This is a genomic window from Kribbella italica (genome assembly GCF_014205135.1).
Lineage (GTDB): Bacteria > Actinomycetota > Actinomycetes > Propionibacteriales > Kribbellaceae > Kribbella > Kribbella italica.
Map to the genome: position 1 here is coordinate 6,648,851 of NZ_JACHMY010000001.1, position 15,870 is coordinate 6,664,720.

The 15,870-nt window shown below is 69.2% G+C and carries 13 protein-coding genes; all 13 read left to right on the forward strand.

What is annotated here, in order from left to right; all coding sequences use genetic code 11:
* Window positions 1-70 precede the first annotated feature (70 nt).
* The 13 genes from HDA39_RS31055 to HDA39_RS31115 all read left to right on the forward strand — a co-directional run bounded on the left by HDA39_RS31055 (window position 71) and on the right by HDA39_RS31115 (window position 15,843).
* Entirely contained in the window at window positions 71-1,549 is a 1,479-nt protein-coding gene (locus HDA39_RS31055) for a sugar ABC transporter ATP-binding protein (RefSeq protein ID WP_337925966.1), read from the forward strand.
* A complete protein-coding gene (locus HDA39_RS31060; RefSeq protein ID WP_184801241.1) occupies window positions 1,546-2,571 on the forward strand; it encodes an ABC transporter permease in 1,026 nt (341 codons plus the stop codon). Before HDA39_RS31055 ends, HDA39_RS31060 begins: the two co-directional genes overlap by 4 nt.
* A complete protein-coding gene (locus HDA39_RS31065) occupies window positions 2,561-3,610 on the forward strand; it encodes an ABC transporter permease (RefSeq protein ID WP_184801243.1) in 1,050 nt (349 codons plus the stop codon). Before HDA39_RS31060 ends, HDA39_RS31065 begins: the two co-directional genes overlap by 11 nt.
* Window positions 3,607-4,698, forward strand: coding sequence for a rhamnose ABC transporter substrate-binding protein (rhaS, locus tag HDA39_RS31070; protein WP_184801245.1), 1,092 nt, complete (start codon window positions 3,607-3,609; stop codon window positions 4,696-4,698). The genes HDA39_RS31065 and rhaS overlap by 4 nt, the downstream gene beginning before the upstream one ends.
* Window positions 4,699-4,711: 13 nt before the next feature.
* Window positions 4,712-5,044 (forward strand): L-rhamnose mutarotase, encoded by a 333-nt coding sequence (locus HDA39_RS31075; RefSeq protein WP_184801247.1) that lies wholly within the window; start codon window positions 4,712-4,714, stop codon window positions 5,042-5,044.
* Between the two features lie 3 nt (window positions 5,045-5,047).
* On the forward strand, window positions 5,048-6,211 hold the full coding sequence (gene rhaI, locus HDA39_RS31080) for an L-rhamnose isomerase (protein ID WP_184801249.1): 1,164 nt from the start codon (window positions 5,048-5,050) through the stop codon (window positions 6,209-6,211).
* Window positions 6,208-8,247: a bifunctional aldolase/short-chain dehydrogenase gene (locus HDA39_RS31085; protein WP_184801251.1), complete on the forward strand. Its 2,040-nt coding sequence runs from the start codon at window positions 6,208-6,210 to the stop codon at window positions 8,245-8,247. Before rhaI ends, HDA39_RS31085 begins: the two co-directional genes overlap by 4 nt.
* A gap of 7 nt (window positions 8,248-8,254) precedes the next feature.
* A complete protein-coding gene (locus HDA39_RS31090; protein WP_184801253.1) occupies window positions 8,255-8,620 on the forward strand; it encodes a hypothetical protein in 366 nt (121 codons plus the stop codon).
* Window positions 8,607-10,070 (forward strand): L-fucose/L-arabinose isomerase family protein, encoded by a 1,464-nt coding sequence (locus tag HDA39_RS31095; RefSeq protein ID WP_184801255.1) that lies wholly within the window; start codon window positions 8,607-8,609, stop codon window positions 10,068-10,070. Before HDA39_RS31090 ends, HDA39_RS31095 begins: the two co-directional genes overlap by 14 nt.
* Before the next feature lie 80 nt (window positions 10,071-10,150).
* Entirely contained in the window at window positions 10,151-11,632 is a 1,482-nt protein-coding gene (locus tag HDA39_RS31100; RefSeq protein ID WP_184801258.1) for a rhamnulokinase, read from the forward strand.
* A gap of 4 nt (window positions 11,633-11,636) precedes the next feature.
* Complete coding sequence (locus HDA39_RS31105; RefSeq protein WP_184801260.1) at window positions 11,637-11,918, forward strand: helix-turn-helix domain-containing protein; 282 nt, start codon at window positions 11,637-11,639, stop codon at window positions 11,916-11,918.
* 85 nt (window positions 11,919-12,003) lie between these two features.
* The gene (locus tag HDA39_RS31110; protein ID WP_184801262.1) at window positions 12,004-15,255 is read left to right on the forward strand and encodes a family 78 glycoside hydrolase catalytic domain; all 3,252 of its coding nucleotides are present in this window, start codon (window positions 12,004-12,006) and stop codon (window positions 15,253-15,255) included.
* 96 nt (window positions 15,256-15,351) lie between these two features.
* Window positions 15,352-15,843, forward strand: coding sequence for a hypothetical protein (locus HDA39_RS31115; protein ID WP_184801264.1), 492 nt, complete (start codon window positions 15,352-15,354; stop codon window positions 15,841-15,843).
* The last annotated feature ends 27 nt before the right edge of the window (window positions 15,844-15,870 follow it).

The window sequence follows — 15,870 nt, forward strand, 5'->3', positions numbered from 1 at the left end:
AAACCTTTCAGCAACGAACTGATCGAGATCTTCGGAGGTGACGATGGCGACGGAGACTCCGGTGCTACGGGTGCGTGAAGTTTCGAAGTCGTTCGGCGCGGTCGCCGCCGTCCAGAACGTGTCCTTCGACCTGTACGGCGGGGAGGCGCACGCGCTGGTCGGGGAGAACGGCGCGGGCAAGTCCACGCTGGTGAAGATGCTGGCCGGCGTGCACCGTCCGGACTCCGGCACCCTCGAGCTGGACGGCGCCCCGATCGAGCTGTCCACCCCCGCCGACGCCAAGGCGGCCGGTATCGCGGTGATCTACCAGGAGCCGACGCTGTTCCCGGACCTGTCCGTCGCGGAGAACATCGCGATGGGCCGGCAACCGCTGGGTCGTTTCAAAACCATCGACCGGGCCGCGATGCAGCGCCAGGCCGAGCAGCTGTTCGCCCGGCTCGGCGTGTCCATCGCGCCGAACCGGCCGGCCCGCGGGTTGTCGATCGCCGACCAGCAGCTGGTGGAGATCGCCAAGGCGCTGTCGGCCGACGCCCGGGTGGTGGTGATGGACGAGCCGACCGCCGCGTTGACCGGGGTCGAGGTCGAGCGCTTGTTCGCGGTCGCCCGGTCCCTGCGGGACGACGGTGCGGCGCTGGTGTTCATCTCGCACCGGTTCGAGGAGATCACCGCGCTCTGCGAGAAGGTGACGATCCTGCGCGACGGCAAGCACGTCTCCACCGATCCACTGGCGGCGCTCAGCGTCGACGAGATGGTCCGCCGGATGGTCGGGCGTGATCTCGACGCGCTGTTCCCCAAGCAGGACGTGACACCGGGCGCCGTGGTGCTGTCGGTGCGCGGCCTGCGCCGGGACCCGGTGTTCGTCGACATCGACTTCGAGGTCCGGGCCGGCGAGATCGTCGCGCTGGCAGGCCTGGTCGGGTCGGGCCGGTCCGAGGTGGTGCAGTCGATCTTCGGCGTCGACCCGCGCGACGGCGGCACGGTCGAGGTCGGTGGGCGCAAGCTCAAGCCCGGCTCGCCCCGCGCCGCGATGGCCGCCGGGGTCGCGCTGGTCCCGGAGGACCGTCGTCAGCAGGGCCTGCTGATGGAGCTGTCGATCGAGCGGAACGTCACGCTCCCGCGGTCGAGAGCCCTGTCCCAGCTGGGTTTCCTGACCGGCAGCAGTGAGCGCCGGTCGGCGAAGGAGTGGACCACGCGGCTGAAGACCAAGTACGGACGGCTCAGCGACGAGGTCGGCACGCTGTCCGGCGGCAACCAGCAGAAGGTCGTGCTGGCGAAATGGTTGTCGATGGCACCGAAACTGCTGATCGTCGACGAGCCCACCCGCGGAATCGACGTCGGGACCAAGGCCGAGGTGCACCGGTTGATGTCCAGCCTGGCCGCGGAAGGGGTCGCCGTTCTGATGGTCTCGTCGGAGCTGCCCGAGGTGCTGGGCATGGCCGATCGCGTGCTGGTGATGCGCGAGGGCCGGCTGGTCGCCGCGCTCGACCGGGCCGACGCCACCGAGGAGTCCGTGATGTTCGCCGCCACCGGTCAGGAGGTGACCGTATGACGGCCGTCGGGCTGCCCGGCGTGACCGCGCGCAGATCCTCGCTCGACGTGGTGCTCCGGGCCCGTGAGCTGGGCATCGTGATCGCGCTGGTCCTGCTGGTCGCGGTGACCGCGATCTCGAACCCCCGGTTCCTGTCCGGGCAGAGCATCCGCGACATCCTGCTCGGCACCGCGATCCTGGCCGTTCTGGCGGTCGGCCAGGCCGTGGTGGTGATCACCCGCAACATCGACCTCTCGGTGGGCTCGGTGCTCGGACTGAGCGCCTTCACCGTCGGCACGCTGCTCCGGGACAATCCGGGGCTCCCGGTCGTGGTCGCCCTGCTGGTCGGCGCCGCGGTCGGAGGGATCTGCGGCGCCGCCAACGGCGTCCTGGTTCGGTACGGCAACGTCCCGGCCCTGGTCGTCACCCTCGGCACGCTGTACGTCGTCCGCGGCATCACCTACTTCTGGGCCGGTGGTCAGCAGATCAACGCCGACGAGCTGCCGCAGGGCTTTCTCGACTTCGGCAACGCGTCCCTCGTCTCGGTGCCGTACCTGGTGCTGATCGCCCTGCTGGTCCTGGTCGTCACCGGCCTGGTGCTGCGCAACTACCGGGCCGGCCGCGAGCTCTACGCGATGGGTTCGAGCCCGCAGGCAGCCAAGCTGGCCGGGATCGCGGTCGGGCGTCGTACGGTCGCGGCCTTCCTGGTCAGCGGCGCGTTGGCCGGTCTGGCGGGGGTGTTGTTCGCCGCCCGCTTCGGCACGATCGACGCCGCCGCCGGCACCGGCTACGAGCTGAACGTGGTCGCCGCGGTCGTGGTCGGCGGTGTCGCCGTCTTCGGTGGCAGCGGGTCGGTCTGGGGTGCGGCGCTCGGCGCGTTGCTGCTGACCACGATCGGCAGCGCGCTGGCCGTTCTCGAGATCAACCAGTTCTGGCAGCAGGCGATCGTCGGCGGTCTGATCCTGCTCGCGATCGGTGCCGATCGGCTGGTCGCGGCCCGGGTCGCCGCGACGTTGAAGAAGCGAGGCTCCCATGTCAGCTGAGACCGCGGCGCTCACCGACCGCCCGGGCCACCTGGCCGGCCGGTTCGCGAACTGGAACGTGGCGATCATCGCCCTGACCGTGCTGGTGCTGATCGTGGCGGCGGCGAGCGTCGACAACTTCGGCACCTCGCAGAACTTCGGCTTCCTGGTCCTCGACCTGCTGCCGATCGCCCTGGTCGCGCTGCCGATGACGCTGGTGATCGTGACCGGCGAGATCGACCTCTCGGTGGCCAGCACGCTCGGTCTCTCGAGCGCCCTGATGGGCTACCTGTGGAACGCGAACCAGCCGATCGAGACGATCATCCCGGTCTGCCTGCTGCTGGGCGCGGTGCTCGGTGCGGTGAACGGCTTCTTCGTCACCGTGCTCGGCCTGCCCTCGCTGGCGGTCACGATCGGCACCCTGGCGCTCTACCGCGGCCTGGCCTTCGTCGTGCTCGGTGACAGCGCGGTCGCCGACTTCCCGGCGCTTTACACCGACTGGGTGACCGGCACGATCGGCGGCACCTCGATCCCGAACGTGCTGATCATCGTGGTGATCCTCGCCATCGTGTTCGGCGTGGTCCTGCACGCGACGCCGGTCGGCCGCGCGGTCTTCGCCGTCGGAGCGAGCGAGCAGGCAGCGCGATTCGCCGGCGTCCGTCCCGGCCGGCTCAAGTTCTGGCTGTACGTCGTGAGCGGTCTGGTCGCGGGCCTGGCCGGAGTGCTCTGGACCCTGCGGTACTCCAGCGCCCGCGCCGACAACGGCGCCGGTCTGGAGCTCGCGGTGGTCGCCGCGGTGCTGCTCGGTGGGGTGTCGATCTTCGGCGGCAAGGGTGCGTTGCCGGGAGTGATCGCCGGCGTCGTCCTGCTCGCCTCCCTGCAGAACGCGCTCCGCCTGTCCGACGTCTCCAACGAGGCGCTCAACGTCGTGACGGGTGTCCTGCTGATCGCCTCGGTTCTCGCTCCGAACCTCGCCAACGCCGTCCGTACCGCGGTGCAACGCCGCCGGCACCGCACCGAACCAACCTCTGGGTCACCGTCCAGAAAGGACCTCTCATGACCTTCCGCCTGTCCCGCCGTACGGCGGTCCCGCTCTCGGCGGTGGCCGTCCTGTCCCTCGCGCTGACCGCCTGCGGCGGTGGCACGACCAAGGAGAGCACCGCGAGTGACGCGACCGCGGCGCCGAGCGCCTCGACGTCGGCCGCGGCCGACCCGAACGCGCCGCTGAAGGAGGGTCTGAAGATCGCCTATCTGCCCAAGCAGCTGAACAACCCCTACACCGACGTCGAGGTCGGCGGCGGCAAGGTCGCGGTCGGCGAGATCAAGGGCGAGTACAAGCTGGTCGGGCCGAACGACGCGAGTGCCTCGTCGCAGGTCAGCTACATCAACACCCTGATCCAGCAGCAGCAGGACGTGATCGCGATCGCCGCCAACGACCCGAACGCGGTCTGCCCCTCGCTGAACCAGGCCCGCAAGGCCGGGATCAAGGTCGTCACCTTCGACTCCGACGCGGCCAAGACCTGCCGGGACGCGTTCATCAACCAGGCGACCACGCAGGGCATCGGCGAGAGCCTGGTGAAGATGGCCAGCGAGCTGGCCGGCGGTTCCGGTGAGATCGCCGTCCTGTCCGCGACGCCGAACGCGACCAACCAGAACTCCTGGATCGAGGTGATGAAGACCGAGCTGGCCAAGCCCGCGAACCAGAAGCTCAAGCTGGTCAAGATCGCCTACGGCAACGACGACGACCAGAAGTCCTTCACCGAGGCCCAGGGCCTGCTGCAGACCTACCCGAACCTCAAGGTGATCGTCTCGCCGACCACGGTCGGCATCGCCGCCGCCTCGCGGTACGTCAGCTCGTCCAACTACAAGGGCAAGGTCGCGATCACCGGGCTCGGCCTGCCGAACCAGATGCGCCAGTTCGTCAAGGACGGCACGGTGAAGAAGTTCGCGCTCTGGAGCCCGGCCGACATCGGCTACCTGGCCGCGTACGCCGGCGCCGCCCTGAAGTCCGGCCAGATCACCGGCGCCCAGGGCGAGAAGTTCAAGGCCGGCAAGCTCGGCGAATACACCGTCGGAGCGTCCGGCGAGATCGTGCTCGGCCCCCCGACCGAGTTCACCGCGGCCAACATCGACCAGTTCGACTTCTGATCCCGGAGCACTCGTGAACCGCTACTGCTTCTGCCTCCAGGTCAAGCCCGACCGGCTGGACGAGTACGTCGAACGGCACCGCGACGTGTGGCCCGACATGCAGGCCGCGCTCCGCGACTCCGGCTGGCACAACTACTCGCTCTTCCTCCGCGACGACGGCCTGCTGATCGGGTACGTCGAGGCCGACGACCTGGAGGCGGCCCAGCAAGCGATGGCGGCGACCGAGGTGAACGAGCGCTGGCAGGCCCAGATGACCGACTTCTTCACCGGGATCGACGGCCGGCCGCCCGACGAGTCGTTCCTGCTGCTCCGCGAGATCTTCCACCTCACACCTGCGAAGGACTGACCTATGACGACCGAAGCCGTGAAATCCGCCCTGCGCCGGCAGGAGATCGAGCTGCCCTCCTGGGCGTTCGGCAACTCGGGCACCCGGTTCAAGGTGTTCAGCCAGCCGGGCGTTCCGCGGTCGCCGGAGGAGAAGATCGCCGACGCCGCGGTCGTGCACAAGCACACCGGCGTCGCGCCGAGCGTCGCGCTGCACATCCCCTGGGACAAGGTCGACGACTACGCGGCGCTGGCAGCGTACGCGAAGGACCACGGCGTGCGGCTCGGGGCGATCAACAGCAACGTGTTCCAGGACGACGACTACAAGCTGGGCAGCGTGACGAACCCGGACCCGAGCATCCGGCGCAAGGCCACCGACCACCTGCTGGAGTGCGTCGACATCATGGACGCGACCGGCTCCCGGGACCTCAAGCTGTGGTTCTCCGACGGAACGAACTACCCCGGTCAGGACGACATCCAGGACCGGCAGGAGCGGCTGGCGACCGCGCTGAAGGAGGTCTACGACCGGCTCGGCGCCGACCAGCGGATGCTGCTGGAGTACAAGCTGTTCGAGCCTGCCTTCTACACCACCGACGTGCCGGACTGGGGGACGTCGTACGCGCACTGCCTGGAGCTCGGGCCGAAGGCGACGGTCTGCATCGACACCGGGCACCACGCGCCGGGCACCAACATCGAGTTCATCGTCGCGTTCCTGCTCCGGGTGGACAAGCTCGGCGCGTTCGACTTCAACAGCCGCTTCTACGCCGACGACGACCTGATGGTGGGCGCGGCCGACCCGTTCCAGCTGTTCCGGATCATGAACGAGATCGTTCGCGGCAACGCGCTCGATCCCGAGCGCGGGATCGCCTTCATGCTCGACCAGTGCCACAACATCGAGGCGAAGATCCCGGCCATCATCCGCTCGGTGATGAACGTCCAGGAAGCCACCGCGAAGGCACTGCTGGTCGACCGGGACACCCTGCGCAAGGCCCAGCAGGACGGCGACGTGCTGGGCGCGAACGCGGCGCTGATGGACGCGTACAACACCGATGTCCGGCCGCTGCTCGCCGAGCTGCGGACCGAGCAAGGGCTCGACCCCGACCCGGTCGCGGCGTACCAGCGCAGCGGCTACTTCGAGCAGATCACCAAGGACCGAGCCGACGGCCGGCAGGCCGGATGGGGAGCATGACAGTGAGCGAGACCGCGACCGAGCTTGTTGCTCGAAGCAACAGACTGGGTGCCGATCCGCGCAACACCAACTACGCCGGCGGTAACACGTCCGCCAAGGGCACGGCGACCGACCCGGTCACCCAGCAGCCGGTGGACCTGGTCTGGGTGAAGGGTTCCGGCGGTGACCTCGGCACCCTGACCGCGGCCGGCCTGGCCGTGCTGCGGATCGACCGGCTGAACGCGTTGGTCGACGTCTACCCCGGCGTCGACCGCGAGGACGAGATGGTCGCCGCCTTCGATTACTGCCTGCACGGCAAGGGCGGAGCGGCGCCGTCGATCGACACCGCGATGCACGGACTGGTCGACGCTCCGCACGTCGACCACCTGCACCCGGACTCGGGGATCGCGCTGGCGACCGCCGCGGACGGCGAGAAGCTGACCGCGGAGTGCTTCGGCGAGCGAGTGGTCTGGGTGCCGTGGCGGCGGCCCGGGTTCCAGCTCGGCCTGGACATCGCGCAGACCAAGCGGGAGAACCCGCAGGCCATCGGCGTCATCCTCGGCGGGCACGGCATCACGGCCTGGGGCGACACCTCGGCCGAGTGCGAGGCGAACTCGATCGAGATCATCCGCACCGCCGAGCAGTTCCTGGCCGAGCGCGGCAAGCCGGAGCCGTTCGGCGCCGTCGTACCGGGGTTCGAGGCGTTGCCGGACGAGGAGCGACGGCGGCGGGCCGCAGCGCTCGCGCCGGTGATCCGCGGGCTCGCGTCGACGGACAACCCGCAGGTCGGGCACTTCAACGACGCGGACGTCGTGCTGGAGTTCACCGCCCGCGAGAAGCTCGGCGAGCTGGCCGCGCTCGGGACGTCATGCCCGGACCACTTCCTCCGGACGAAGGTGCGGCCGCTGGTGCTCGACCTGCCGCCGAGCGCTCCGCTGGAGGAGGCGGTGACTCGGCTCAAGGAGCTGCACCTGCAGTACCGCGAGGACTACGCGGCCTACTACGACCGGCACAAGGAGCCGGACAGCCCGCCGATGCGCGGTGCCGATCCCGCGATCGTGCTGGTGCCGGGGGTCGGCATGTTCAGCTTCGGCAAGGACAAGCAGACCGCCCGGGTCGCCGGCGAGTTCTACGTCAACGCGATCAACGTGATGCGCGGGGCCGAGGCGGTCTCGACGTACGCGCCGATCGACGAGCGCGAGAAGTTCCGCATCGAGTACTGGGCCCTCGAGGAGGCGAAGCTGCAGCGGATGCCGAAGCCGAAGCCGCTCGCCACCCGGGTCGCGTTCGTCACCGGCGGTGGATCGGGCATCGGCAAGGCGATCGCGCTGCGGCTCGCGGCCGAAGGCGCGTGCGTGGTGGTTGCCGACCTCGACACCGCCTCAGCAGAGGCCGTCGCCAAGGAGATCGGTACGACGGACAAGGCGATCGCTGTCGGCGCCGACGTGTCGAACGAGGCCGCGGTCGCGGCGGCGTTCGAGCAGGCGGTGCTGGCGTTCGGCGGTGTCGACCTGATCGTCAACAACGCGGGCCTGTCGATCTCGAAGCCGCTGCTGGAAACCACCGAGCACGACTGGGACCTGCAGCACGACGTGATGGCGAAGGGCTCGTTCCTGGTCTCCAAGGTCGCGGCGAAGGTGCTGATCGACCAGGGGATCGGCGGCGACATCGTCTACATCTCCAGCAAGAACGCCGTCTTCGCCGGCCCGAACAACGTGGCGTACGGCGCGGCCAAGGCCGACCAGGCCCACCAGGTCCGGCTGCTCGCGGCGGAGCTCGGCGAGTACGGGATCCGCGTGAACGGCATCAACCCGGACGGCGTGGTGCGCGGTTCCGGGATCTTCGCGAAGGGCTGGGGCGCGAAGCGCGCCGCGGTGTACGGCGTACCGGAGTCGGAGCTGGGCGCGTTCTACGCGCAGCGGACACTGCTCAAACGTGAGGTCCTGCCGGAACACGTCGCAGCCGGCGTCTTCGCGCTGACCGCCGGAGACCTGTCCCACACCACCGGCCTCCACGTCCCAGTAGACGCCGGCGTAGCCGCGGCATTCCTCCGCTGAGGCACCCATGACAACCAGCCTGCTGCCACCCCGCCTCACCAAGCCTCCCGCCGAGGTGACGCTCCGCGTCGGAGCGCCCCACCCGGGGGTGTCGCCGGGCGTCGCGATCCGCGCCAAGGGGACGCTCCGTCTCGCTCCCACCCGCGCCGGGGTGTCGCTGGGCGTCGCCAAGGCTCCCGCCGAGGGGGCGCCCCGTCTCACTCCCACTCACGCGGGGGTGTCGGCGGGCGTCGCCGCGATCCGCGCCGAGGGGACGCCCCGCCTCAGTCCCACCCGCGGCGTGGGGTCGCCCCGCGTCACTCCCACCCACGGCGAGATGTTGCTGGGCGGGACTCCGCTCTATCTCGAGGAGGACGACCATGTGGAGTGCTGATCCTGCCCGGTCCGTCGACGGCGGCGGTCTGCTGCCGTGGGTCGAGCCGCGCAAGACCCGCATCGGACTGGTCGCAGGTGGCCTCGGTGCCTACTGGCCGCAGTTCCCGGAGCTGCTGCCGCAGTTGCAGGCATCGGCGCGACGAGTAGCCGGGCGGTTCGGCGAGTTCGACTGCGAGGTCGTCGACGTCGGCTTCATCTCCGACGCCCAAGAAGGCGCCGCAGCGGCCGAGAAGTTGCGGCTGGCGGATTGCGACCTGATCGTCGGGTTCCTGACGACGTACATGACCGCGTCGATGCTGGTCCCAGTCGCACAACGTTCCGGCGCACCGGTGCTGCTGCTCAACCTGCAGCCCACCGAGGCGATGGATCACGCGTCGTTCGACACCGGAGCCTGGCTCGCGTACTGCGGCGCCTGCCCGCTGCCGGAGATGGCGAACGCGTTCGAGCGGTGCGGTATCGACTTCCGGTCGGTCTCCGGGTACCTCGAGGACGAGCGCGCGTGGACGAGGATCCGTCGATGGCTGAAGGCGGCCGGCATACGGGCTGCGTTCCGGCACGGGCGGCACGGGCTGCTCGGACATCTGTACCCCGGGATGATGGACGTGATCACCGACCCGACCCTGGTCTCCGCGCAGCTCGGCGGGCACGTCGAGATCCTGGAGATCGACGACCTCCGGGTCCGGGTCGAGAAGGTGACCGCGGCCGAGACCGAGGCGCGGATGAAGGTCGCCCAGGAAGTGTTCACGCTCGACGACTCGGTGGTCGAGGACGACTTCCGCTGGGGCGCGACGGTGTCGGTCGCGCTGGACCGGCTGGTCGAGGACTTCCAGCTCGACACCCTGGCGTACTACCACCGCGGCCTCGACGGCGAGACGCACGAACGGGTCGCGGCCGGCATGATCCTCGGCGCATCGTTGCTCACGGCAAGGGGTGTGCCGGCGGCCGGGGAGTACGAGCTGCGGACCTCGCTGGCGATGCTGATGATGGACAAGCTCGGCGCGGGCGGTTCGTTCACCGAGTTGCAGGCACTGAACTTCCACGACAACGTGGTCGAGATGGGGCACGACGGGCCGGCCCATCTCGCGATCAGCTCGGCGAAACCGCTGCTGCGCGGGCTGGGGGTCTACCACGGCAAGCGTGGGTGGGGTGTGTCGGTGGAGTTCGACGTGGCGCACGGTCCGGTGACCGCGCTCGGGCTCGGCCAGCTTCGGGACGGCACGTTCAAGCTGATCGCTTCCGAGGGTGAGGTCGTTCCCGGTCCTCTCCTCCAGATCGGCAACACCACCAGCCGCGTCGACTTCGGCTGCGACCCCGGCGAGTGGACCGACGCCTGGTCGGCCTCCGGCGTAGCCCACCACTGGGCGCTTGGCACCGGTCACCAGGTAGCAGACCTCAAGGCTGTTTCCAGCCTGCTCCACCTCCCGCTGGAGGTCATCAACCCCAGCTGAGCCCTGCAGCACTTCGCTTTCCCCTGACCTGCGCTGGATTTTCTGCCCCGCACCAGTCGCCCCGGAAGGAGCTTCGCCCCATGACTCTTCGGTTGGCCGCAGTAGACCTCGGCGCGTCCAGCGGCCGCGTCATGGTCGGCGACATCGGCGAGGGCACCCTGCAACTGACCGAGGTCCACCGCTTCTGGAACGGCCCGGTCGACATCCAGGGCACGCTGCACTGGGACATCCTGCACCTCTACCGCGAAACCCTCGTCGGCCTCACCAAAGCCGCCGCCGGTGGCCCGATCGACGGCATCGGCATCGACTCCTGGGCCGTCGACTACGGCCTGCTCGACGAGTCCGGCCGCCTCCTCAGCAACCCGATCCACTACCGCGACTCCAGGACCGACGGCGTGATGGACGAGGTCCTCCGCACCGTCCCCGCCGAAGACCTGTACGCCATCACCGGCCTCCAGCAACTCCCCTTCAACACCATCTACCAGCTGGTCGCCGAACAGTCCCTCGACCAAGCCCACCAACTCCTCCTCATCCCCGACCTCCTCGCCTACTGGCTCACCGGCATCCCCGGCGCCGAGGCGACCAACGCCTCCACCACCCAGCTGTACGACGTCCGCACCCGCACCTGGAGCGAGGACCTGGCTCACCGAGTCGGCATCCCCACAACCCTCCTCCCCACCCTCCGAGAACCCGGCCACCTCATCGGCCCACTCCTCCCCGAGCTAGCCGACCAAACCGGTCTGACCCCAAGTGGCGTGAACGGTGAGGTCGCCGAAGGTCTGCGGGTTCCGGTGATCGCGGTGGGTTCGCACGACACCGCGTCCTCTGTGGTTGCTGTGCCGGCGGCCGAAGGCGAGAACTTCGCCTACATCTCCTCGGGCACCTGGTCTCTGGCCGGGCTGGAACTGCCGGAGCCGGTGCTCACCGAGGAAGCCCGCCAAGCGAACTTCACCAACGAGGGCGGCGTCGACGGCCGCACGCGGTTCCTCAAGAACGTCATGGGCCTGTGGATCCTCCAGGAGTGCCTGCGAGTCTGGGGGACCGACGACCTCGTCGCGCTGCTCGACGAGGCTGCGGAAACGCCGGCGTTCGGCGTACTGATCGATCCCGACGATCCAGCCTTCCTCGCCCCAGGCAACATGCCGGCGCGGATCGACGAGTTCTGTGCGCGGACCGGGCAGGACAAGCCGGCGACCCGTGCGGCGACTGTGCGGTGCGTGCTGGAGAGTCTCGCGCTGGCCTACCGGCGGACGCTGCGCAGTGCGCGGGAGATCGCCGGTCGTGAGATCGACGTGGTGCATGTGATCGGTGGGGGCTCGCAGAACGAGTTGCTCTGCCAGTTGACCGCGGACGCCTGCGGAGTGCCGGTGCTCGCCGGTCCCGTCGAGGCGTCCGCACTGGGCAACGTGCTGGTCCAGGCACGCGCCCTAGGGGAACCGTTGCCGGATCTGGGCGCGATGCGCGCGCTGGTCCGTGCGACCCATCGTCTGCGGCGGTATGCGCCGCAGGGTAGACCGGCCGACTGGGACGCCGCCGAGTCCCGGGTGTTCGGAACCAGGTGATCCGATGACCGCCCTGCACAACGAGACCCTCGCCCACCCGGACCTGAGGGACCACAACCTGCTGCCCTCCAACGACCTCAACCAACTGCTGCCGCGGGGACTGAGCTCCGAAGACCTGCGGCTGTTCCGCCTGATCGCGACCGGCTTGCCGATCGAAGCAGTCGCCCGCCGGCTCGACCTGTCCGAACGGACCGTCCGACGCCGGACCCGCGCTGCGTGCGACCGGCTCGGGTTCGGAACCGCCATCGAAGCCATCGTCTGGGCAGCACACCGCGGCCTGCTCTGACCCCGCCCACCCAACCCACCGCACCACCCGTACGAAGTGCTTCGTCTCCCCTGTAGATCGCCCCGTCTCTGTGAGGAGTTCGCCCATGTCGTTCCGTTCTCGGCTCGGCCCGCTGGTGGCTGCCGTGCTGTTGCTGACCCCGCTGGTTCCCGCGACCGGCTCTCCGCCCGACCCGAAAGGTTCCGCCATCCAGGTCCTGAACCTGAAGACCAACAACCTCACCGACCCACTCGGCGTCGCCGGTACGCCGCCACGCCTCAGTTGGCAGCTCGACGGCCAGCGGCGCGGTATTGCCCAAAGCCGGTACGAGATCCACGTGTCGAAGGACTCGGCCAAGGGCTCGTCCGCCGCGGCCTCCGACCCGACCCAGGAGGAATCGGGCAAGGCTGGTGGCGCCTCTCGGCCGGACGTCTGGGACAGCGGCGTGGTCCGATCAGACCAGTCCGTCGAGGTCCCGTACGGCGGGCCCGCGCTGACCGCCTACACGGCGTACCGCTGGACCGTTCGCGTATGGGACGAGCGGGGCCGCGCCTCCGCCTGGTCTTCGGCCGCGACGTTCGAGACCGGACCGCTGCAGCCGGCGGACTGGCAGGGCGAGTGGATCGGCGCCGACAACCAGCCGGGCGCCGAGTGGACCGATACGACGATCGACGCGGACGTGACCCTGGTGAAGGACGCGCTCGGCGTCTTCTTCCGCGGCCGCGGCGGTCTCGGCTACATGTGGCAGCTCAACCAGCTCACCCCCGACAAACCCGTGCTCCGCCCGCACGTCCGGCAACCAGGCGGCGGCTACGTCCTGCTCGGCGAGATCCCGCTCCCTGCGGGCACTGACCTCAAACAGCAACACCACCTCCGCATCACCACCTCCGGCCAAACCATCACCACCTGGCTAGACGACGTGCAGATCGACACCCGTGAGCGCTCCGACCACAACGCGCCCGGCGTGGTCGGGTTCCGCACGAACGGTGAGGAAGACGGCATCGTCCACAGCCTGAAGGTGACTGGCGCAGGCGGCGAGGTGCTCGTCGACACCAAGTTCCCCACCGGCGACCAGACCTTCCCGGACGGAACGGTCCGCCCGCAAGGCGGTCTGCAGGTCAAGGGCAACACCGACCTCTGGCTGCCCGGCAAACCCATCCCGGTGTTCCAGAAGCAGATCTCCTTGCCCAAGGCAAAGAAGATCCGATCGGCGCGCATCCACGCGGCAGCCCAGGGCATCTATGAGCTCAACCTCAACGGCCGCAAGGTCGGTGACCAGGAGCTGGCCCCGGGCTGGACCGACTACGCCCGCCGGATCCAGTCCCAGAGCTACGACGTCACCAAGCAGCTGAAGTCTGGCGCGAACACGTTCGGCGCCGAGGTCGCCCCGGGCTGGTACGCGGGCAACCTGGCGATGTTCGGCGCGAACAAGTACGGCAGCGACACCGCGTTCATCGTCCAGCTCCGGGTCACGTACACCGACGGTTCGAGCGACGTGTTCGCGACCGACTCCAGCTGGCAGACCGCGCCCGGCGCCGTACGGGTTGCCGATCTGCTCAACGGGGAGAGTCGCGATGCGCGGCGTACGGCGTACGAGTGGACGCCGGTGCAGGTCCGGCCGAGTGCGACGAGCAAACTGGTCCCGCAGACCGATCAACCGGTCCGGGTCACGCAGTTGCTGAAGGCCAAGGCGATCCCGTCGCCGACGGCCGGCGTGTACCTGTACGACCTCGGCCAGAACATGGTCGGCGTCTCCCGGCTGACGCTGCGGGGATCGCCGGGGCAGACCGTCAAGATCCGGTACGGCGAAGTGCTCAACCCCGACGGCACGCTCTATACCGACAACCTGCGGTCGGCGAAGGCGACGGACCACTACACGTTCGCGACCAACCGGCTGGAGACGTACCAGCCGCGCTTCACCTTCCACGGCTTCCGGTACATCGAGGTCAGCGGTGTCGCGATGGCGCCTCCGGCCAGCGCGATCGTCGGCGTCGTGCTGGGGACGGACGGCGAACAGACCAACGAGTTCCGGACCAACTCGGCGTTGGTGAACCAGCTGCACAGCAACATCGTCTGGGGTCAGCGCGGCAACTTCCTCTCGATCCCGACGGACACGCCCGCACGCGACGAGCGGATGGGGTGGACCGGCGACATCAACGTGTTCGCGCGGACCGCTGTCTACAACCTCGACTCGCAGGCGTTCCTGACGAAGTGGTTGCAGGACCTCCGCGACACGCAGCGTGCGGACGGCGCGTACGCAAGTGTCGCGCCGACCGTGCCGAACGCGTTCGACGGCGGCATGGGCAACGCGGGCTGGGCCGACGCCGGGGTCAACGTGCCGTGGACGCTGTGGCAGGCGTACGGCGACACGTCGGTGATCCGGCAGCACTACGACTCGATGGCCCAGTACGTCGACTACCTGGTCGCCAGCTCGAACGGATTGATCCGGGGCGGTGGGGACTACGGCGACTGGCTGAACCTCGACGACCCGACTCCCGGCGAGCTGATCGGTACGTCGTTCATCGCCAAGGGCGCGCGGCAGCTGAGCCAGATGGCGGCGGCGATCGGGAAGACGGCCGACGCGGCGAAGTACCAGCAGGTGTACGAGGACGTGCGGGCGGCGTTCGCCGGCCGGTTCGTCGCGGCGGACGGGAAGGTCGGGTCGGACAGTCAGACCGGGTACATCCTCGCGTTCACGAGCGATCTCGTACCGGACGATCGGATCGCGGCGGCGGGCGAGCACTTCGCGGCGGCGATCCAGCGGCGGGACACGCATCTGTCGACCGGGTTCCTCGGGGTCGACGGGCTGCTGCCGGTGCTGACGAAGATCGGGCGCTCGGACCTGGCGTACAAACTGCTGCAGAACACGTCGTACCCGTCGTGGGGCTACGAGATCGGCAAGGGCGCGACGACGATCTGGGAGCGGTGGAACTCGATCAATCCCGACGGGACGTTCAACGACGTGGGGATGAACTCGTTCAACCACTACGCGTACGGCGCGGTGGGCGAGTGGATGTACCGGACGCTGGCCGGGGTGTCGGCGGCGGAGCCCGGCTACCGGAAGGCGCTGATCGCGCCGACGCCGGGTGACGGGATCACGTCGGCGGAGCTCGAGCACCGGACGCCGTACGGGGTGGTCGGGAGTCGGTGGAAGCAGGAGTCGGACGGGCGGTTCACGCTCGAGGTGCGGGTTCCGGCCAACACTACGGCGATCGTGAAGCTTCCTGGGTCGGCGGATCGGGTGACTGAAGGTGGTCGCGCTCTTCGCCAGGTGGAGGGGGTCAGCGGGGTTGTCGACGGGGCCGGTACGACGGTGACTGTTGCCTCGGGCCACTATCGGTTCAGCGTTCGTCCCTGAGTGGTGCGGGTCGCGTCCAGGACGGTGGGTTAGTCCTGGGCGCGACCCGGGTACCTGTGACGGCGAGTATCGAGCCGAGGAGGACTGATGGACGGAATGACCGTCCTGTGGATCGTCGTGGGCGTGGTCGTGGTGCTGCTTCTGCTGGTGGTGTTCACCGGTGCGGCCAAGAAGTCGCAGCTACGCAGCACCGAGCAGGCGGCGCGAGAACACGAACTACAGGTCCGAGCCGCGACAGCCCACCCGGACGACCCGCCGACGGAAGCCGGTGCGGCACCCGCGACAGGGCAGGCCCTTGCGGACGACCAGCGGGATTCTGGTGCGGCGGCAAGCGCCGAGCCGGTTCGCGCGACGACGCCGCACACGGCGACCTGGGGCGATGGTCTGGGTGAAGAGGCGGCGGCAACCAGTGCGCCGGCCCCGACGCCGTCCGACGATGTCAAGCGTTCGGTGCAGTCCGATGACGTCGAAGCTCCGGTGCAGTCCGATCGCGTCGAGCCGGTGATCGATGAGGAGGGCGACGGCTGTCCCTCCGACATGGACTCCGAGCACTTCGGTGGGGTGCTGGACGGCAAGCGTCCGGAATGAGAGACCAGAGTCCGAGGACCGCGGCTT